The following is a 19,797-nucleotide window of genomic DNA, read 5'->3' as shown; positions in this document are numbered from 1 at the left end:
AACGTCATGAGTCAAGGGCACCATTGTAGGGATCGCGGCGCAAACCTGCTGTCGCGCCCGTAACGCCCCCAGCCAAGGCCCTTTTCCCGCCAGCCGCCATCGTCGTCATGCCCGCGCAGACCTTCACCATCAGCCAGCTCGCGAAGGAGTTCGACCTCACGACGCGGGCCATCCGCTTCTACGAGGACATGGGCCTGCTGGCCCCCGAGCGCGCCGGCCTGCAGCGCATCTACAGCACGCGCGACCGCGCCCGGCTCACGCTCACGCTGCGCGCCAAGCGCCTCGGCCTGAGCCTGACGGAGGCAAAAGATATCCTCGACATGTACGACAGCCCGCGCGACACCGTCGCGCAGCTGGAGAAGTTTCTCGGCGTGCTGGGTACCCACAGGGCCCAGCTCGAGGCGCAGCTGGCCGAATTGCAGGCCAACCTCGCGGAAGTGAAGGAGCACGAGAAGAAGGGGCGGGCGACGCTCGCCAAGGCGCAGAAGGCCGGCAAGGCCCCCAGACCGGCCGAAGCCAAGGCCTGATACACGACTCATCGACAATAGCCGACTATGTCCGACAAATCCGATACCCTCGACGACCTCTTCGCCCACAACCGCGCCTGGTCCGCCCAGATGGAGCGCGACCGGCCCGGCTTCTTCACCAGCCTGGTGAAGCAGCAGACGCCGCGCTACATGTGGATCGGCTGTTCCGACAGCCGAGTGCCCGCCAACCAGATCACCGGCCTGGAGCCGGGCGAAGTGTTCGTGCACCGCAACGTCGCCAACATCGTGGTGCACTCCGACCTCAACGCGCTCTCGGCGATCCAGTTCGCGGTCGAGCACCTGAAGGTCGAGCACATCATGGTGGTGGGCCACTACGGCTGCGCGGGCGTGAAGGCCGCGCTCAGCGGCAAGCGCATCGGCCTGGCCGACAACTGGATCCGCCACATCCAGGACGTGCGCGACCGCCACCACGTGATGCTCGAGAGCCTGCCCGACGAGGACGCGCGCGTCGACGCACTGTGCGAGCTCAACGTCGCAGAGCAGGTGGTGAACGTGGCCGTCAGCACCGTGATGGTCGATGCCTGGGCGCGCGGCCAGAAGGTCAAGATCCACGGCTGGACCTTCGGCGTGCACGACGGCCTGCTGCAGGACCTGGGCCTGAGCGTGGACGGCACCCAGCCGCTCGACGCCGCCTACAAGGCCACGGTGCAGCGCATCCGCCACAAGTGGAGCAAGCCGGGCGAGGTGGTGCGGTCGGTCGGGGCGCAGGGCACGCAGCCCAAGGCCGAAGGCACCGACCAGGCCTGACACCGAGCGGCCCGCCGCCTTCCCGTCCAGCCGCGCCTTCGCCCCGTCATGTTCCCGCAGCGCCTCGATTCGCCGCTGGCCTACGACATCGCGAAGGCGATGATGGACGGCTTCAACCGGCACTACCGGTTGTTCAGGGCCGAGTCGGCGCGCGCCAAGCACCGCTTCGAAACCGCCGACTGGCACGGCCAGCAGCGCGCGCAGCGCGAGCGCATCGAGTTCTACGACCTGCGCGTGAGCGAGGCCGTGGCCCGGCTCGAGAAGGAGTTCAAGGCCGGCGAGCAGCCCATGGACGTGTGGCACCAGATCAAGCTGCACTACATCGGCCTGCTGGTGGACCACCACCAGCCCGAGCTGGCCGAGAGCTTCTTCAACTCGGTCACCACGAAGATCCTGCACCGCGCGTACTTCCAGAACGACTTCATCTTCGTGCGCCCGGCCATCAGCACCGAGTACATCGAGCCGCGCGGCGCACCCACCTACCGCCCCTACTACCCCGCGCCCGACACGCTGGCCGACACCATCGAGCAGATGCTCGACGACTTCGCCCTGCTCGGCAGCTTCGCCAACAAGCGCCGCGACGCGGAGCGCGTGGCTCACGTCATCCTGAACCGCTTCCACCAGGTCAAGCTGCGCGCCAACTTCCAGCTGCAGGTGCTGTCGGGCCTGTTCTTCCGCAACAAGGGCGCGTACGTGGTCGGCAAGATCATGAACGGCTTCACCGAGCTGCCGTTCTCGCTGCCCATACTGCACGACAGCCACGGCCGGTTCTACATCGACGCGGCGCTCTTCGGCGAAGACGACCTGCAGATGCTCTTCAGCTTCGCGCGCGCGTACTTCATGGTCGACATGGAAGTGCCCTCGGCCTGGGTGCAGTTCCTGCGCTCGCTCATGCCGCGCAAGCCGCGCGCCGAGATCTACAACGCGCTGGGCCTGGCCAAGCAGGGCAAGACGCTCTTCTACCGCGACTTCCTCTCGCACCTGAACTACTCGAGCGACCGCTTCCGCATCGCGCCCGGCATCAAGGGCATGGTCATGCTGGTGTTCGACCTGCCGTCGTTCCCGTTCGTGTTCAAGGTCATCAAGGACTTCTATCCGCCGCAGAAGGACACCACGCGCGAGCAGATCAAGGGCAAGTACATGCTCGTGAAGCAGCACGACCGCGTGGGCCGCATGGCCGATACGCTGGAGTACAGCGACGTGGGCTTCCCGCTCGACCGCTTCGAGCCCGAGCTGATCGAGGAGATCCGCAAGTTCGCGCCCAGCCAGCTCGAGATCGGCGACCGCGACGGCAACGGGGAAATGGAAGTCGTGGTCAAGCACGTCTACATCGAGCGGCGCATGATCCCGCTCAACATCTACCTGCAGGAAGCCTTCGACGCACTGGCCAACCCCGAGAGCCCGGCGCACGCCAAGCGCGCGAAGGAGCAGTTGGAGCGCGCGGTCATCGAGTACGGCAATGCCATCAAGGACATGGTGGCCGCCAACATCTTCCCCGGCGACATGCTGTGGAAGAACTTCGGCGTCACGCGCGGCGGCAAGGTCGTGTTCTACGACTACGACGAGATCGAATACGTCACTGACTGCAAGTTCCGCAAGGTGCCCGCGCCGCGCAACGAGGAAGACGAGATGAGCGGTGAGGTCTGGTACTCGGTGGGCCCGAAGGACGTGTTTCCCGAGACCTTCGAACCCTTCCTGCTCGGCAACAAGGACGTGCGCGAGGCCTTCATGGCGCACCACGCCGACCTGCTCGACGCCGCCTTCTGGCAGCACCACAAGGAGCGCATCCAGGCCGGCCAGATGCTGGATGTGTTCCCTTACGAAGAGTCGCAGCGCTTCCAGCACGAGGGGCACGCGACGCACTTCTGACCGATCGTTCCCTATTCCGCTTTCGTGATCTCGCTTTCGTGATTCCGCTTTCGCATTACTGAACTGAAGGAGACCTCCATGTCCGAATCCATCGTCATCGTCGGCGCCGCACGCACCCCCATGGGCGGCTTCCAGGGCGACTTCGCCTCCCTCTCCGCGCACGACCTCGGCGGCGCGGCCATCAAGGCCGCCGTCGAGCGCTCCGGCATCGCGCCCGACAGCGTGGGCGAGGTGCTCTTCGGCAACTGCCTGATGGCCGGCCAGGGCCAGGCGCCGGCACGCCAGGCCGCCTACAAGGGCGGCCTGCCCGACAGCGCGGGTGCGGTCACGCTCAGCAAGATGTGCGGCTCGGCAATGAAGGCCGCGATGCTCGCGCACGACCTGCTGCTGGCCGGCACGCACGAGGTGATGGTGGCCGGCGGCATGGAGAGCATGACCAACGCGCCCTACCTCATGCTCAAGGGCCGCGGCGGCTACCGCATGGGCCACGACCGCATCTTCGACCACATGATGCTCGACGGCCTGGAAGACGCCTACCAGCCCGGCCGCTCGATGGGCACCTTCGGCGAGGACTGCGCCGCCAAGTACAAGTTCACCCGCGAGCAGCAGGACGCCTTCGCCATCGCCAGCGTCGAGCGCGCCAAGAAGGCCACCGACACTGGCCTCTTCAAGGACGAGATCGTGCCCGTCACGGTCAAGGGCCGCGGCGGCGACACCGTGATCTCGGTCGACGAAGGCCCGGGCAAGGTCAAGCTCGACAAGATCCCCACGCTCAAGCCCGCATTCAAGAAGGAGAACGGCACCATCACCGCCGCATCGAGCTCGTCGATCAACGACGGCGCCGCCGCGCTGGTGATGATGACCGAGTCGCACGCGAAGAAGATCGGCGCGAAGCCCATCGCCCGCATCGTCGGCCATGCCACGCACGCGCAGCAGCCCGAGTGGTTCTCCACCGCACCGGTCGGTGCGGTGCAGAAGCTCTTCGCCAAGACCGGCTGGAAGGCGCGCGACGTCGACCTGTGGGAAGTGAACGAAGCCTTCGCCGTGGTGCCGATGGCGCTGATGCACGAGCTCGACGTGTCGCACGACATCGTCAACGTGCATGGCGGCGCCTGCGCGCTGGGCCACCCGATCGGCGCCAGCGGCGCGCGCATCATGGTCACGCTGATCCACGCGCTGAAGGCGCGCGGCAAGACGCGCGGCGTGGCCACGCTGTGCATCGGTGGGGGTGAAGGTACGGCCGTGGCACTCGAACTGATTTAATTTATTTGTCGTTAACGATTTATATATTTCGTCATTTTTGGTCATTAATGACGTCATTGAAAAAATAATGTAAATCGGCATTTAATTTTCTGCTTCTCTGATACCATCCGCGCGCCAAAGATCGCCAAGGCGTGGCGACAAGGCGCGTGGAATGGAATTCATAATGAACGAGAAGAGAGGGATGGGGCTCGTATTGGCTGCAGGCCATCCGGCGATTTGTGGGCAATTTCCGCGGTCATTGCTCGATGCCCTGAAATTGCCAGCATTGGTATCAATCGGGGCGATTTTTCTAGCACTCCTTGCCTTGCGGGAGCCGTCTGCCAGTCTCGTTTTTGCCGAAGCCGATGAAATACTTTTGAGGCTGACGGCATTGGGTCGGGAAGGCGCCGCCGTATTGTGCGATCCTCAAAGCATCGAGCGGCGACTCTCCGTTCGAATTGACGGAAATTACCTGAATAAAGGCTCTGCCAGCAATTTTTCGAATTTCACGGAAATGCCGGGGCAGGCTGTTTTGGGCAGCTATTCGAAATTCCAGTCAGATGGCAGCACCATCTGCAGGCTCCAGCTGCGGGTTTCGGGCCATCGTTTTTGCGACACCGATTCTGCGCGCGCGCAGCGCCTAATCGGCCGTCGTCTCCAGCCTCGGCTGGCCACGCTGGACGAGTCGGGCATCTACGATCATGGCTATGAGCTTGTGCGCGACGCACGCACAAGAACAGTCATCGGATGGCGGGAGCCAGGTCGCTCGTGTCCCGCCGATGTGGAAATCGTTGCGGCCAGCCGTTGAATGGCCGCGCAGAATCGTCGACCGCTGCCTTGGCTGGCGGCATCCGCGGGGGTGCTCTTTTTCGCCGCCTGCGCCATGCTGCTGTTCGAGTCGACTCGCGAGCATTTCCCTCGCAGGGACCTGCCCGCTTTCGACTTGCGACACGCCGCCCGGCTGAGCTTCGAGCAGCGGACCATTCACGAGCGGGAGCTCTTCAGCGAGTTGTCCCAATGGAATCGACCCAGCCGCCGCTACGCGACAAAGGAGGGCCTCATTCAGCGCGAGAGGCGTTGGAGGCAACTGGCGGCCGAAGGCTTCGAGCTGGCGCACCTCGCGCTGCAGGTGCTGCAGCCGGATGGAGGCTTCGTGTATCCGCTCGAACGGCCAATGAGTCGATTGGAGGAAATGGCGAAGGGCGGTGACGCTGCAGCGATGTGCCTGATGACGGGCCTTGTGAGCCAGGTCAAGCGCGGACGGCTGTCCTCCGGGCATGCCGACATCGCCAGGCATTGGCTGCTCCGGGGCGCTGAACGCGGACATCCGGAGTGCCGTCTGCAGCTGGGGCGCCGCCTGCTTCTGGGCATCGATGGCATGACCAAGGATGCGGCGCGTGGCCTGGAGCTGGAGTTCGCAGCGCGCCGGGCCGGATACGCGCACGATACGGATGGGCTGGTCGCGTATTTCCAGCAGCGATGGTCGACCGACCCCATAGATCTCACGAGACTTTATTGCTGGCTCTCGATCGATGCGCAGTCGCGGCTCACAGACGCACAGCTGCACATGCTGAAGCTTCTGCGTGCCGATGCGCATCGCCTCGGATCGGAGCGGCTGCAGGGCCTTGCGAATCAGCTCGGGGGAACCGCCTTTTCACTGCAGCAGTGCGTCGAACTCGGGGCTCGCTGAGAGCGTTTTCTCCCTAGAGCGGTGCCTAGAATGGCAGCTTCGCCTATCTATTTGTCACCAGGAGACTTCGCTCATGTATTCGGCCATTCCCCGTCACACCGTCGCCGCATTGGCCGCCCTGATTTTCCTGGCGCCGGCTGCCTGGGCCCAGAAGCGCGACAACGTGCTGTTCCAGGCCGCCACCGACGAGCAGCCGGCCGTGATCAAGACGCTGGAAAAGCTGGTCAACATCGAAACCGGCACCGGAGACGCCGAGGGCATCGCCGCCGCCGGCAACTACCTCGAGGGCGAACTCAAGAACCTGGGCTTCACCGTCACGCGCAGCAAGTCGGCCGGCCTCGTGGTGGGCGACAACATCGTGGGCAAGATCAAGGGCCGCGGCGGCAAGAACCTGCTGCTGATGTCGCACATGGACACGGTCTACCTGAAGGGCATCCTCGCGAAGGCGCCGTTCCGCGTGGAAGGCGACAAGGCCTACGGCCCCGGCATCGCCGACGACAAGGGCGGCAACGCGGTCATCCTGCACACGCTCAAGCTGCTGAAGGACTACGGCGTACGCGACTACGGCACCATCACCGTGCTGTTCAACACCGACGAAGAGAAAGGCTCCTTCGGCTCGCGCGACCTGATCCAGGAAGAAGCCAAGCTGGCCGACTACGTGCTCTCCTTCGAGCCCACCAGCGCCGGCGACGAGAAGCTCTCGCTGGGCACCTCGGGCATCGCCTACGTGCAGGTCAACATCACCGGCAAGGCCTCGCACGCAGGCGCGGCGCCCGAGCTGGGCGTGAATGCGCTGGTCGAGGCCTCCGACCTGGTGCTGCGCACGATGAACATCGACGACAAGTCGAAGAACCTGCGCTTCAACTGGACCATCGCCAAGGCCGGCAACGTCTCGAACATCATCCCCGCGAGCGCCACGCTGAACGCCGACGTTCGCTACGCGCGCAACGAGGACTTCGACGCCGCCATGAAGACGCTGGAAGAGCGCGCACAGCAGAAGAAGCTGCCCGAGGCCGACGTGAAGGTGATCGTCACGCGCGGCCGTCCGGCCTTCAATGCCGGCGAAGGCGGCAAGAAGCTGGTTGACAAGGCCGTGGCCTACTACAAGGAAGCCGGCGGCACGCTGGGCGTGGAAGAACGCACCGGCGGCGGCACCGACGCGGCCTATGCAGCTCTCTCGGGCAAGCCCGTGATCGAGAGCCTGGGCCTGCCGGGCTTCGGCTATCACAGCGACAAGGCCGAGTACGTGGACATCAGCTCCATTCCGCGTCGCCTGTACATGGCCGCCCGCCTGATCATGGACCTGGGCGCCGGCAAGTAAGCAGAAGCAAGAAGCACGAACGAGAAAGAAAGACAGGAGACAACGCCATGCTGCTCAGCGCCGACCAGGAAGCCATCCGCGACGCGGTACGCGATTTCTCGCAAGCCGAACTCTGGCCCAACGCGCCGAAGTGGGACCGCGAGCACAGCTTTCCGAAGGAAGCCCACCAGGGCCTCGCGGCGCTGGGCGCCTACGGCATCTGCGTGCCCGAGGAGCATGGCGGCGCCGGCCTCGACTACCTCACGCTCGCGCTGGTGCTGGAGGAAATCGCGGCCGGCGACGGCGGCACCAGCACCGCCATCAGCGTGACCAACTGCCCGGTCAACGCCATCCTCATGCGCTACGGCAACGCGCAGCAGAAGAAGCAATGGCTGGAGCCGCTGGCGCAGGGGCAGATGCTCGGCGCCTTCTGCCTCACCGAGCCGCAGGCCGGCAGCGATGCATCGAGCCTGCGCACCACGGCGCGCAAGGACGGCGACGGCTACGTGATCGACGGCGTGAAGCAGTTCATCACCAGCGGCAAGAACGGACAGGTGGCCATCGTGATCGCCGTGACCGACAAGGGCGCAGGCAAGCGCGGCATGAGCGCGTTCATCGTGCCCACCGACACGCCCGGCTACGCCGTGGCGCGCCTGGAAGACAAGCTGGGCCAGCACAGCAGCGACACCGCGCAGATCAACTTCGACGGCTGCCGCATCCCGCGCGAGAACCTGATCGGTGCTGAGGGCGAGGGCTACAAGATCGCGCTCGGCGCGCTGGAAGGCGGGCGCATCGGCATCGCCGCGCAGAGCGTGGGCATGGCGCGCAGCGCCTTCGACGTGGCGCTGGCCTATGCCAAGGAGCGCCAGGCCTTCGGCGGCTCGATCTTCGACCAGCAGGCCGTGGGCTTCCGCCTTGCCGAATGCGCGACGCAGCTCGAGGCTGCGCGCCAGCTCATCTGGCATGCGGCCAGCCTGCGCGATGCCGGCCTGCCCTGCCTGAAGGAGGCCGCCATGGCCAAGCTGTTCGCCAGCGAGATGGCCGAGCGCGTGTGCAGCGCGGCCATCCAGACGCTGGGCGGCTACGGCTACGTCAACGACTTCCCGCTCGAGCGCATCTACCGCGACGTGCGCGTGTGCCAGATCTACGAAGGCACTTCGGACATCCAGAAGCTGCTGATCCAACGCGCGCTGGCGTGAAAGAACGCCGCGGTCGCCGCTGGAGCCGCATCGCCGCGGCGCTCCTGCTGGCGGCGCCGGCAATCTGGGGCTTCGTCATCGAGCCGCGCTGGGTGGCGGCGCGTGTCGAGCCCTTGAGCTCGACGGAGTGGACCGCGCCGGCAGGCCTCAAGGTGGCGGTGGCGGGCGACTGGCACCTCACCACGCGTTCCGCGTGGCGCATCACGAGCGTGGAGCGGGCCGCGCGCCTCGTCGACGAGATCAATGCCGCGCAGCCCGACGTGGTGCTGCTGCCCGGCGACTTCCTCGCCGGCTCGGGCGACGACGAGGCGCTCTCCATCGAGGAGATGGCCGCCGTGCTGGGCCGGCTCGCGGCGCCGCAGGGTGTGTACGCGGTGCTCGGCAATCACGACTGGTGGCATGACGGGCCGCGCACCGCCCAGGCACTGGCCGCGCATGGCATCCGCGTGCTGGAGAACGCCTCGGTGCGGCTGCCCGGCCACGACGTCTGGGTGGTTGGCATCGGTGACCACTCGACCGGCCATTCGGAGCCCATGCGGGCGCTGGCCGGCGTGCCGCCCGGCGCGGCGACGCTGGTCATGATGCACGACCCCTTCAGCTTCGCGACCATGCCGCGCACGCGGGGGCTGGTGGTGGCTTCGCACACGCATGGCGGACAGGTCAGCCTGCCGGGGCTCGGGGCGCTGATCGTGCCGGGAGCGGCCCCGCGCGAGTGGGCCTACGGCTGGATCGCCCACAAGGGCCGGCGCATGTACGTGACCAGCGGGCTCGGCGTGAGCATCCTGCCGGTGCGCTTCAACATGCGGCCCGAGTGGGTGATGTTCAGGTAGGGCGGCGGCGACCCGTTCCTGCCTGTCATCGGTTTGGATGACAGACAGGCGCCGCGCGCCGGCGCACCATGGCCGCCTCTTTCCCGGAGGCCCTTGCCATGACCGTTCAGAAACCCATTCCCCTTGCCGCGCGGCTGGCGATCCTGCCGTTCGCCGTCGCGCTCGCCTTTTCCGCCCGGGCCCAGCCGGCGGCACCCGACATCGCAACGCTGACAGCGACGGAGGCCATGCGGCAGCTGTGCGCGGGCACGGTCACCAGCGAGCAGCTGACTGAGGCCTACATCGCGCAGGCCAAGGCGAAGGCGAACCTCAACGCATTCATCACCCTCGACGAGGCCGGCGCGCTGAAGCAGGCGCGCGCGGCCGACGCACTGCGCAAGCGCGGCGGCGCATGCAAGCCGCTGGCGGGGCTGCCGGTGGCCATCAAGGACAACATCCAGGTGCAGGGCCTGCCCGCGACGGCTGGCTCGCCCGCGCTCAAGGGCTTCGTGCCCGCGGCCGACGCGCCGGTGGTGGCGAAGCTGCGCGCCGCCGGCGCCGTCATCCTCGGCAAGACGAACATGCACGAGCTGGCCTTCGGCGTCACCGGCTACAACCCCGGCTTCCACAGCGGGCCCGACGTGGGCGTGCGCAATGCCTACGACGCGACCCGCATCGCCGGCGGCTCGTCCTCGGGCAACGGCACGGCGCTAGGCGCGCGCATGGTGCCGGCCGCGCTGGGCACCGACACGGGCGGCTCGGTGCGCATTCCCTGCGCGTTCAACGGCTGCGCGTCGCTGCGTCCGACGGTGGGGCGCTACCCGCAGCAGGGCATCGCGCCGATCTCGCACACGCGCGACACCGCCGGGCCGATGGCCCAGTCGATGGCCGACGTCGCGCTGCTCGACAGCGTCATCGCCGGCGGCAAGCCCTCCAGGCCTGCCGACCTGAAGCGCGTGCGCCTCGGCGTGGTGCCGGCCTTTCTCGCCAACCTCGATGCCGACACGCGCGCCGCCACCGACGCCGCGCTCGCCAAGCTGCGCGCGGCCGGCGTCACGCTGGTGGATGTGGAGATGCCGAAGCTGATGGAGCTCAACGGGGCGGTCGGCTTTCCGCTGGCGCTCTACGAGGCGAACGACGACATGGTGGCCTATCTCGCGAAGTACCGCACCGGCATCGACATCGCGCAGCTCACGGCCGGCATCGCCAGCCCCGACGTCAAGGGCACCTTCGAGGCCTTCGTCATCCCGCGCAAGCTGCCGGCGCCGAACGGCGTGGTCGATGCGAAGCCGGTCTACGACAACGCGATGCGCGTCGCGCGCCCCGCGCTGCAGAAGCTCTACCGCGACACCTTCACGAAGAACAGGCTCGACGCGCTGGTGTTCCCGACTGTGCCGCGCGTGGCGCTGGCAGCCGCGCCCGAGGCCAGCAGTCCCGAGAACTTCGGCGCGCTGATCCAGAACACCGACCCCGGCAGCAACGCCGGCATTCCGGGCGTGCAGCTGCCCTCGGGCCTCGGCGCGACGACGGGCCTGCCGGTGGGGCTGGAGCTCGACGGACCGACCGGCAGCGACCGCAGGCTGCTGGCCCTGGGGCTCGCGGTGGAGCAGGTGCTGGGCCGCCTGCCGGCGCCGAAGTGATGACGGCCGGCCGATAGGCGGGCGCCGTCGTCAGCGCGCGGTCGGCATGGTCCGGCCCGCCAGCGCCGAGCGGCGCTCGATGCCCAGCTTGTCGAAGATGCGACGCAGGTAGGTGCGCACCGTGGGCACGCTCACCGCCATGCGCCGCGCGATCTCCTTGTCGGTGAGCCCTTCGCGCACGCAGCGCGCCACTTCCTGCTCGCGTGCGCTCAGCAAGGCCCAGGCGGCGTCCTGCGCGCCGGACGGCGAGGGCGATGCAGTCGCCGCCACGCGCTGCGCCCGCTGCAGGGCCCCGATGAATGCCGGCTCGATCAGGTCCAGCAGCGCCTTCTCGTGATCGCCGAAATCGCCGCGCCCCTTGCGGCGCCAGATTCGCAGATCGCCCAGCGCACGATTGCCCTCGAAGGCATGAAGGTTCATGCCCCAGTGCAGCCCGTCGCGCGCGAGGAAGTCGTTGAAGAAGGGCGTGCGCATAAGCTCGCGCTGCGGCATCACCTCGGTCACGCGCGTGGCGCGGCGGCGCGACTGCAGCACGAAGGTGATCGGGTCGTGGTGCTGGTGCCACCGCGCGTAGCTGTCGAGGTTGGCAGGGTCCATGTGCAGCGCCACGCGCGAGCCGAAGCTGCCGCTTGCGGCGTCCCACACGAACGAGGCGAACTGGTCCGCATGCAGCAGGTCGAGCAGCGCCCGGCCCAGGCGCTCGCGGATCTCGCGTTCGTCGCGGTCGTCTTCGGCCAGCAGCGCGAAAACGCCGCGCAGGGCCTGCTGTTCAGGAGCTGTGAGGTACATCGCGTGCTTTCTCGAAGGCGTTGTAACGCTAACGTTTAGCAAGCGCCGCGCCAAGAGTGGATGCCCGCGGGGCCCGCGCGAACGCCCTGCAAAGCGCGCAAAATCGGGCGCCGGTTACCTGTCCCTCCATGCAGCCGTCCTCCCCCAGCTCCCCCCGCGCGCCCTTTCCGGCGCCGCTGCTGCGGCGCCTGCGCGACTACTGGGTCGAGGCGCCAAACCCCAATCCGCTGGTCGACCAGAGCCTCGCACGGGCCTACCTGGACGACACCTACGACACGCCGCTCATGGCGGCCAGCGTCGCCGCCATCTTCTGGATCACCTTTCTCGTGCTCACGCACAACCTGGGCGCGCTGGCGTGGGGGCTGCTGGTGCACACCTCGCAGTGGCAACGGCATCGCTACCTGCGCCGCTTCGATCCCGCCGGCATCGACGCGGGCAACGCGGTAAGCATGCGCCGCCGGCTCGAAGTGCGCATGCTGGTGCCGGGGCTGATCTGGGGGCTGGCGCCGTGGCTCTTCTTTCCGCACGACAACCTCACGCTGATCCTGCTGATGTATTTCTTCATCAGCGGCGTCTCCGGCGTCGTCATCGCGGCGCTCGCGCAATGGTGGCTGGCCGCGCTGTGCTTCAGCGTGCCGATGTTCCTCGGCATGGCGCTGCGGCTGGTGGTGGAGCCGGGCAGCGTGACCATCCTCATGGGCTGCCTGGTGGTGTCGCAGATGTTCGCGGCGCTCTACTACGCGCGCAAGCAGAACCGGCTGATCGTGCGCTCCATCGAGCACGGCTTCGAGAACGCGCGGCTGGCCGATGCGCTCGCGCGCCAGCTCGACCACGTGGCCCAGCTCGCGGCGCAGCGCGCGCGTATCTTCGCGGCCGCCAACCACGACCTGCGCCAGCCGATGCATGCGCTGGCGATCTTCGTCGATGCGCTCAACACCCGCGACGCGCCGAACGCCGACAACCTGCGCTTCATGCGCGACAGCGTCGATGCGCTGCGCGGTTCGGTCGATGCCCTGCTCGACATCGCGCAGCTCGACGGCGGCGTGGCCCCGGTGCGGCTGGAGGCCGTGCAGCTCGATCCCGTCTTCGAGGCGCTGAACGGCCGCTTCGCCGCGCTGGCAGATGCCAAGGGCCTCGCGCTGCGCATCCGCCCGACCGAGTCCGTGGTGCGCGCCGACGCGCGCATGCTGGCGCGGCTTTTGGGCAACCTCGTGGACAACGCCATCAAGTACACGCCCGGGGGCACGGTCTTCGTCTTCGCGCGCCGGCTGCATCGTTCTGCCGATGGCCTGCCCGCATGGCGCATCGAGGTGCGCGACTCCGGCGTGGGCATCGAGGCGCGGCACCAGGCGCATGTGTTCGAGGAGTTCTTCCAGGTCGACAACCCGGGGCGCGACCGCAGCCGGGGCCTCGGGTTGGGCCTGTCGCTGGTGGCGAGCATGGCCCAGGCCATGGGCTCGCGCATCCAGGTACGTACCGCGCCGGGGCGCGGCAGCACCTTCTCGCTGGTGCTGGAGGAAGCGGCCGCGTCCGCCGGCGCGGCGGCGCAGCAGGACGGCGAAGCGGCGGCCGTACCCGTTGCGGGAGCGGCCCTGGCGCCGATCCGCATCCTCGTGCTCGATGACGAGGAGCCTGTGCGCGAAGCCATGCGCTCGCTGCTGACCGACTGGGGCCACGAGGTCGCGCTGGCCTCGAATCCGCGCGAGGCGCTGCAGCACGGCGGCGTGTTCGACCTGATGCTGAGCGACCTGCGGCTGGGCAGCGGCCTCTCGGGCCTGGCGGCGGCGCAGGCCCTGCAGGCCGTCGGCAAGGCGCGCAACGTGGTCATCCTCACCGGCGAGACCGCGCATGCGACGCGGACCGAGGTCGAGCGCGCGGGCTATGCGCTGATCTACAAGCCGGCCGACGCGCAGGCGCTGCAGGAGGCCATCTCCGCGAGCCGGTCTTCATAGCCTCGGGGCTTGCCCTGTCGGCAGCAGGTCCGCAAGGTGTTCCAATAGCGGTCTTCATGAGTTCCATCGATCCCCCTACCGGGCCTTGCCCCTGCGGCCGAACCGACCGCCGCGACAAGCCCGTGGCCTACGCCATGTGCTGCGGCCGCTATCTCGACGATTTCTCGAACACGCCCGCGCCGGATGCCGAATCGCTGATGCGTTCGCGCTATTCGGCCTTCGTGCTGGAGCGAGGCGAGTACCTGCTCGCCACCTGGCACGCGTCGAAACGTCCGGCTTCCATCGAGTTCGAGCCGGGCGTCAAGTGGCTGGGGCTCGACGTCCGCTCGCGCTCCGTGCTCGACGCGGACCATGCCGAAGTCGAGTTCGTCGCGCGCCAGCGCGGCCCTTCCGGCGCCGCCACGCGTCTGCACGAGCGCAGCCGCTTCGTGCGCGAGGACGGGCGCTGGTTCTACGTCGACGGCGACCTGCAGTAACAACCCCGGGTTGACGCGCCGGGCCGGGGCTCGCACAATCGGCCCCGCTCCGGGGTGCACGCATGTGGCGTGCTGAGATGGCAAAGCTGCCGACCCGCGAACTTGATCCGGGTCATACCGGCGTAAGAAGAGCTGCACTCCCTGACTCCGGTCCGTCACCCCCCCTTCCGTGACGGGCATCCCGAAGTCCACCGAGCGATTGCGGAGCACCCTTTCCCTCAACAAGGAGTGCCTCCGATGAATGCCCCCGACAAGTTCACCTCGCTGCTTTCGCTGACGCGCGAGCCCTTTCCCGCGTCGCACAAGTGCGTGATTCCGGGCAGCCGGCCCGATCTGTTCGTGCCCGTGCGAGACGTGCAGCTGACCAACGGCGAGACCGTGTCGCTCTATGACACCTCGGGCCCGTACACCGATCCGAAGGTCGAGATCGACGTGCGCCGCGGCCTGCCGGACGTGCGCGGCGCGTGGATCGCGGAGCGCAACGACACCGAGAGCTACGAGGGCCGCATGCACCATGCGCTGGACGACGGCGCGAAGAACGAAGACCGCGACGCCCAGCGCCTGGCCGAACTGCGCGCCGGTGCCTCGGCGCTGCAGCGCACGCCGCGCCGCGCGAAGTCGGGTGCCAACGTCACGCAGATGCACTACGCGCGCCGCGGCATCGTCACGCCCGAGATGGAATACGTGGCCCTGCGCGAGAACGGCAAGCGCGAGTGGATGGCCGAATACCTCGCCAACGAAGAGCGCGCGAAGCGCGTGGCGGGCAACCCGATGGGCGCGAGCATTCCGCGCATCATCACGCCCGAGTTCGTGCGCGACGAAGTGGCGCGCGGCCGCGCGATCATTCCGGCCAACATCAACCACCCCGAAGTCGAGCCGATGGCCATCGGTCGCAACTTCAAGGTGAAGATCAACGCCAACATCGGCAACTCGGCAGTCACCTCGAGCATCGAGGAAGAGGTCGAGAAGCTGGTGTGGGCCATCCGCTGGGGCGCGGACAACGTGATGGATCTTTCCACCGGCAAGAACATCCACACCACGCGCGACTGGATCGTGCGCAACAGCCCCGTGCCGATCGGCACCGTGCCCATCTATCAGGCGCTCGAGAAGGTGGGGGGCGTGGCCGAGGACCTCACCTGGGAGATCTACCGCGACACGCTCATCGAGCAGGCTGAGCAGGGCGTCGACTACTTCACCATCCACGCCGGCCTGCGCCTGCCGTTCATCCACCTCACGGCCGACCGCATGACGGGCATCGTGTCGCGCGGCGGCTCGATCATGGCCAAGTGGTGCATCGCGCACCACAAGGAGAGCTTCCTCTACACGCACTTCGAGGACATCTGCGACATCATGAAGGCCTACGACGTGAGCTTCTCGCTCGGCGACGGCCTGCGCCCCGGCTCGGGCGCCGATGCCAACGACGAAGCCCAGTTCGCCGAACTGCGCACGCTGGGCGAACTCACGCAGATCGCATGGAAGCACGACGTGCAGACCATGATCGAAGGGCCGGGCCATGTGCCGATGCACATGATCCAGTCGAACATGGACGAGCAGCTCAAGCACTGCCACGAGGCGCCGTTCTACACGCTCGGGCCGCTGACCATCGACATCGCGCCGGGCTACGACCACATCGCCAGTGCGATCGGCGCGGCGATGATCGGTTGGGCGGGGACTGCGATGCTCTGCTACGTGACGCCGAAGGAGCACCTGGGGCTGCCTGATCGGGACGATGTGAAGCAGGGGATCATTGCGTACAAGATCGCGGCGCATGCTGCGGATGTGGCGAAGGGGCATCCGGGGGCTCGGTCGCGGGATGATGCGCTGAGCAAGGCGCGGTTCGAGTTTCGTTGGCAGGACCAGTTCAACCTGGGGCTTGACCCCGACACTGCGCGGGAATTCCACGATGAGACCTTGCCAAAGGATTCGAGCAAGGTGGCGCACTTCTGTTCGATGTGCGGGCCCAAGTTCTGCTCGATGAAGATTACTCAGGAAGTGCGGGAGTACGCGGCGAAGAAGGGCGTGGCCGAGACTGCCGCCGTGGCGGAGGGCATGGAAGAGAAATCGAAGGAGTTCATGGCGGGCGGGGGCGAGATGTATATCCCCATCCGGGCCGTGTCTTGAGATTGCTTTTCGGGGCCGGGACTCGCCCCGGCGGGCGACCTACTTTTCTTTGCTTCGCCAAAGAAAAGTAGGCAAAAGAAAGGCGACCCCACTGTCTGCGACCCCTTCGCTGTGCGAAGGGGCAACCTGCGGTGCTCGCGTTTCGCGGGGTCTCGCAGAACTCGCTTCGCTCAAACAGCTGCGATCCCTGATCCGCGAAACGCTGCGCTCCTCGGCGCAGCCAGAGGGGAGGGGAGATGTGCGGGCCTTTGCTTCGCTCGGCCCCCAAGGCACAGCAAACGCTTCGCGCTTGCTGTGCTTGGAACGAGGCATTGGGGTGAGTGAAGTTGTCGCGATTGGCTTGAGATTCCGGGCCAAGCGAAGCGAAGGCCAATCCAGGCTGTTCAGAAGGCCGAGCGCAGCGATGGCCTGCTCGGTCTCCAACTCCCTTCTGGCTGCGCCGAGGAGCGCAGACGTAGGAGGGACAAGGGCCGCAGCTGTTTGAGCGAAGCGAGTTCTGCGGACCCCCTCCTACGTCGAGCACCGCAGGTTGCCCGTAGCGAAGCGAAGGGACGCAGACAGTAGGGTCGCCTTTCTTTTGCCTACTTTTCTTTGGCGAAGCAAAGAAAAGTAGGTCGGCCGCCGGGCCGAGACCCGGCCCCGGACCAGCAATTCCAAAGCCGGTTGCTACCATCAAGGCAATCCGAAAGTCAGGCCCCAATCCCAATGACCCCCTTCCCCTTCTCCGCAGTCCTCTTCGACTGCGACGGCGTCCTGGTCGACTCCGAACCCATCACCAACCGAGTCCTCGCCGAAATGCTCGGCGAACTAGGCTGGCAAATCACCACGGAAGAATCCATGAACACCTTCACAGGCAAAGCCGTGAAGGACGAAGCCGCCCTGATCGAATCGAAGACAGGCTTCAAGATCACCGACGACTGGCTCAAGACCTTCCGTGCCCGCCGCAACGAGGCACTGGAGCGCGACCTCACGGCCATCCCCCATGCCCCTGCCGCGATCCGCGAGATCCACTCCAGGCTCAAGGGCCGCATCGCCTGCGCATCGGGTGCCGATCGCCACAAGGTCGAGCTGCAGCTCGCCAAGGTCGGCCTGCTCGACTGTTTCCGGGGCCGCATCTTCAGCGGCCACGAGATGCCGCGCTCCAAGCCGCATCCCGACGTGTACCTCGCCGCAGCCGAAGCGCTGGGCGTCGACCCCAGGCGCTGCGCCATCGTGGAAGACACGGTCACCGGCGCGATGGCCGGCGTGGCCGCGGGCGCGACGGTGTTCGGCTACAGCACGGGCGAGTCGGGCCACAGCGGCACCGGCCCGTTGCTGAGCGTGGGCGCGGTGAAGGTGTTCAGCGACATGGCCGAACTCCCGGCGCTGCTTTCGGGCTACGGGCTGCAGGCGGCCTGAGTTTCTGTTGGAATGCGAGGGAGCACAGCCCACTCCCCAGCCGCAGGAAGCAAGCACCCCCATGACCTCCGAATACAAAACCGAGCAACCCGAGCGCAGCGAGATCGACGCGCTCTCCGGTCCCGCCGTCGTCGAGTTCGGCACCAACTGGTGCGGCATCTGCAAGGCCGCGCAGCCGAACATCACCGAGGCCTTCGCGAAGTATCCGAACGTGCGCCGAATCAAGGTGGAAGACGGCAGCGGCCGTCCACTGGGTCGCTCGTTCAACGTGCGGCTCTGGCCCACATTGGTGTTCATGCGCGACGGCAAGCAGGTCGCGAAGCTGGTGCGGCCCGAAGACAGTCAGTCGATCGCCGACGCGTTGGCACTGATCGACGCACCTGCCTGAGGCACAGCAGGCGATGCTCTATCCACCGAGAAAGGGCGCCTGACATGAATACGGAACTCCAGCGGCTCGCCAGGACCGCAGATCTCGATGCGGAGGCCCATGCCCCGTTGCGGTTTCGCTTCGGCTTCATGTGCGCACAGCGCGTGAGGCACCTGCTGGAGTCACCCGAAGCGGTGAGCGGCCTCGACACGCTCGGAGCCTTTGTCGATGGCCATGCCGATGCTGCCACGCTGGCATCGGCGCAACAGCGCATGGCGGTGGTGGCGGGCAGCCATCCGGGCTCGCGCTCCATCGACGGAACGGCCCATGCAGCGGTGTCCGCGACCTATGCCGTCTACCAGGCGGTGGCCGGCCGCGCGCTGCAGGCGGCGGAGTACGCGGCCTACGCCATGGTCTACGCCTATGGCGCCTACGCGATCACCGATCCCGACGCCTTCGCAGAAGAGTTCACGTGGCAGGTCTCCGCATTCGAGGGCCTGCTGCGGGATCGCGAACAGACCGCCTGATCTGTTCACTTGCCCTGCTGCCGGAAGTCGCGCGGCGCCTGCCCCGTCCATTGCAGGAAGGCGCGCGAAAAGCTCTTCTCGTTGCGAAAGCCCACCGCCAGCGCCACCTGCTTGATCGGCCGCGTGGTGCGGCGCAGCTGGTCGACGGCCATCTCGTGACGCACCTCGTTCTTCAGCATCTGCAGCGAAGTGCCTTCCTCGTGCAGCTGCCGGTGCAGCGTGCGGCCCGACACGTTGAGCAGGGCGGCCAGCGCCTCGGCGGTGGTGGCCTCGCTGGCGCGCGAGCGCAGCAGTTCGCGTACGCGCTGGCCCAGCAGGCGGTCGCGCCGGTACTGCAGGATGGTGAGCGGCAGCGCGCGCTTGAGCATGGTGCGCAGCGCGCGCTCGTCGCGCTGCAGCGGCAGGGCGAGATAGCGCTCGTCGAAGGCGATGCCGGCCTGCGGCGCGCCGAAGCGCACGTCGGGCGTGAACATCAGCGGGTAGGCGTCGCTGTGCGGCGGCGCGGCGAACGGAAAGCTCGCATGGCGCAGCGAGATGCGCGAGTCGATGGCCCAGCACATGTAGCCGTGCACGAAGCGCAGCGTGGTCACCAGGCAGAACTCGCGGAAGGTGTCGTCGAGCGGGCGGTTCTCGGCGATGCGCAGCGTGGCCACGCCGCCGGCCACGTCGAGCGAGAGGCCGATGTCTTCGGTCAGCAGCCGGTGGTGGCGGCACCATCGCTTGAGGGCCACGCCCAGGTCGGGCGATGTCAGCGAGGCGCGGCACAGCATGCCGTAGCTGCCCCAGGGCAGGCGCCGCGTGAACCAGCCCAGGGTTTCGTCGTCGAGTTCCTGCATGGCGTGGCCGGACAGAGCCTCGAACTGCGCGGCCGTCACGCGCGCGCCCGGCCGGGCCAGTTCGCGCGGCGTGATCTGTGCCGCCTTCAGGGCCTCGGCGGGGTCCATGCCGTAGCGTTCGTAGGCCTGCACGATGGCTCTCACGAAGGCCATGGGCGTGACGGCGCGGGCGGGTCGGAGGAACGAGGGAGGCGACATGGTTCGGCGATTCGGTCGTGGCGCGATTTGCAACCATTGTGGCGCCAATTGAGGCACCGTGAAGCGTAAGCTGCGGTCTTTCAAGCAAG

Annotated in this window: 18 protein-coding genes and 1 riboswitch; of the genes, 16 read left to right on the top strand and 2 right to left on the bottom strand. The window is 67.2% G+C overall.

Annotated features, from left to right (window positions below; genetic code table 11):
- The first annotated feature begins 107 nt into the window (after positions 1-107).
- From BMY35_RS26730 to iaaH, 10 genes are all read left to right on the top strand, one after another.
- Positions 108-527 carry a MerR family transcriptional regulator gene (locus BMY35_RS26730; protein WP_093205958.1) on the top strand — a complete coding sequence of 140 codons (420 nt, stop codon included), beginning with the start codon at positions 108-110 and terminating at the stop codon, positions 525-527.
- A 27-nt stretch (positions 528-554) separates the two neighbouring features.
- Complete coding sequence (can, locus tag BMY35_RS26725; RefSeq protein WP_093205956.1) at positions 555-1,295, top strand: carbonate dehydratase; 741 nt, start codon at positions 555-557, stop codon at positions 1,293-1,295.
- Positions 1,296-1,343: 48 nt separating this feature from the next.
- Positions 1,344-3,164: a bifunctional isocitrate dehydrogenase kinase/phosphatase gene (gene aceK / locus BMY35_RS26720; protein WP_093205954.1), complete on the top strand. Its 1,821-nt coding sequence runs from the start codon at positions 1,344-1,346 to the stop codon at positions 3,162-3,164.
- 78 nt (positions 3,165-3,242) lie between these two features.
- Positions 3,243-4,427 carry an acetyl-CoA C-acyltransferase gene (locus tag BMY35_RS26715; RefSeq protein ID WP_093205952.1) on the top strand — a complete coding sequence of 395 codons (1,185 nt, stop codon included), beginning with the start codon at positions 3,243-3,245 and terminating at the stop codon, positions 4,425-4,427.
- 163 nt (positions 4,428-4,590) lie between these two features.
- Positions 4,591-5,214: a hypothetical protein gene (locus BMY35_RS37870; RefSeq protein ID WP_143080734.1), complete on the top strand. Its 624-nt coding sequence runs from the start codon at positions 4,591-4,593 to the stop codon at positions 5,212-5,214.
- Positions 5,215-6,096, top strand: a complete 882-nt coding sequence (locus BMY35_RS26710; protein WP_093205950.1) for a hypothetical protein — start codon at positions 5,215-5,217, stop codon at positions 6,094-6,096.
- Between the two features lie 73 nt (positions 6,097-6,169).
- Positions 6,170-7,417, top strand: a complete 1,248-nt coding sequence (locus tag BMY35_RS26705; RefSeq protein ID WP_093205948.1) for a glutamate carboxypeptidase — start codon at positions 6,170-6,172, stop codon at positions 7,415-7,417.
- A 47-nt stretch (positions 7,418-7,464) separates the two neighbouring features.
- Positions 7,465-8,595: an acyl-CoA dehydrogenase family protein gene (locus BMY35_RS26700; protein ID WP_093205946.1), complete on the top strand. Its 1,131-nt coding sequence runs from the start codon at positions 7,465-7,467 to the stop codon at positions 8,593-8,595.
- Positions 8,592-9,425, top strand: a complete 834-nt coding sequence (locus tag BMY35_RS26695) for a metallophosphoesterase (protein ID WP_093205944.1) — start codon at positions 8,592-8,594, stop codon at positions 9,423-9,425. The genes BMY35_RS26700 and BMY35_RS26695 overlap by 4 nt, the downstream gene beginning before the upstream one ends.
- 98 nt (positions 9,426-9,523) lie before the next feature.
- Positions 9,524-11,044 carry an indoleacetamide hydrolase gene (gene iaaH, locus BMY35_RS26690; protein ID WP_093205942.1) on the top strand — a complete coding sequence of 507 codons (1,521 nt, stop codon included), beginning with the start codon at positions 9,524-9,526 and terminating at the stop codon, positions 11,042-11,044.
- A gap of 30 nt (positions 11,045-11,074) precedes the next feature.
- Here iaaH and BMY35_RS26685 read toward each other — a convergent pair whose 3' ends face one another.
- Complete coding sequence (locus BMY35_RS26685) at positions 11,075-11,833, bottom strand: helix-turn-helix transcriptional regulator (RefSeq protein ID WP_093205940.1); 759 nt, start codon at positions 11,831-11,833, stop codon at positions 11,075-11,077.
- A gap of 128 nt (positions 11,834-11,961) precedes the next feature.
- Here BMY35_RS26685 and BMY35_RS26680 point away from each other — a divergent pair, with 128 nt between their 5' ends.
- From BMY35_RS26680 to BMY35_RS26645, 6 genes are all read left to right on the top strand, one after another.
- Positions 11,962-13,785, top strand: coding sequence for a hybrid sensor histidine kinase/response regulator (locus tag BMY35_RS26680; RefSeq protein ID WP_093205938.1), 1,824 nt, complete (start codon positions 11,962-11,964; stop codon positions 13,783-13,785).
- 56 nt (positions 13,786-13,841) lie between these two features.
- A complete protein-coding gene (locus BMY35_RS26675; protein WP_093205936.1) occupies positions 13,842-14,261 on the top strand; it encodes a YchJ family protein in 420 nt (139 codons plus the stop codon).
- 40 nt (positions 14,262-14,301) lie between these two features.
- A riboswitch (TPP riboswitch) is annotated at positions 14,302-14,407 on the top strand.
- Between the two features lie 91 nt (positions 14,408-14,498).
- Positions 14,499-16,382, top strand: coding sequence for a phosphomethylpyrimidine synthase ThiC (thiC, locus tag BMY35_RS26670; RefSeq protein ID WP_093205934.1), 1,884 nt, complete (start codon positions 14,499-14,501; stop codon positions 16,380-16,382).
- Positions 16,383-17,087: 705 nt separating this feature from the next.
- Positions 17,088-17,780, top strand: coding sequence for an HAD family hydrolase (locus tag BMY35_RS26655; RefSeq protein WP_093205932.1), 693 nt, complete (start codon positions 17,088-17,090; stop codon positions 17,778-17,780).
- 61 nt (positions 17,781-17,841) lie between these two features.
- The gene (locus tag BMY35_RS26650) at positions 17,842-18,168 is read left to right on the top strand and encodes a thioredoxin family protein (protein ID WP_093205930.1); all 327 of its coding nucleotides are present in this window, start codon (positions 17,842-17,844) and stop codon (positions 18,166-18,168) included.
- Between the two features lie 44 nt (positions 18,169-18,212).
- On the top strand, positions 18,213-18,674 hold the full coding sequence (locus BMY35_RS26645) for a hypothetical protein (RefSeq protein WP_093205928.1): 462 nt from the start codon (positions 18,213-18,215) through the stop codon (positions 18,672-18,674).
- A 5-nt stretch (positions 18,675-18,679) separates the two neighbouring features.
- On the opposite strand, the gene BMY35_RS26640 is transcribed toward BMY35_RS26645, so the two are convergent.
- Complete coding sequence (locus tag BMY35_RS26640; protein WP_093205926.1) at positions 18,680-19,708, bottom strand: AraC family transcriptional regulator; 1,029 nt, start codon at positions 19,706-19,708, stop codon at positions 18,680-18,682.
- Positions 19,709-19,797 lie beyond the last annotated feature (89 nt).

Source organism: Variovorax sp. YR750 (assembly GCF_900109805.1).
GTDB lineage: Bacteria > Pseudomonadota > Gammaproteobacteria > Burkholderiales > Burkholderiaceae_C > Variovorax > Variovorax gossypii.
This window is presented reverse-complemented; position numbering and strand designations above follow the sequence as displayed.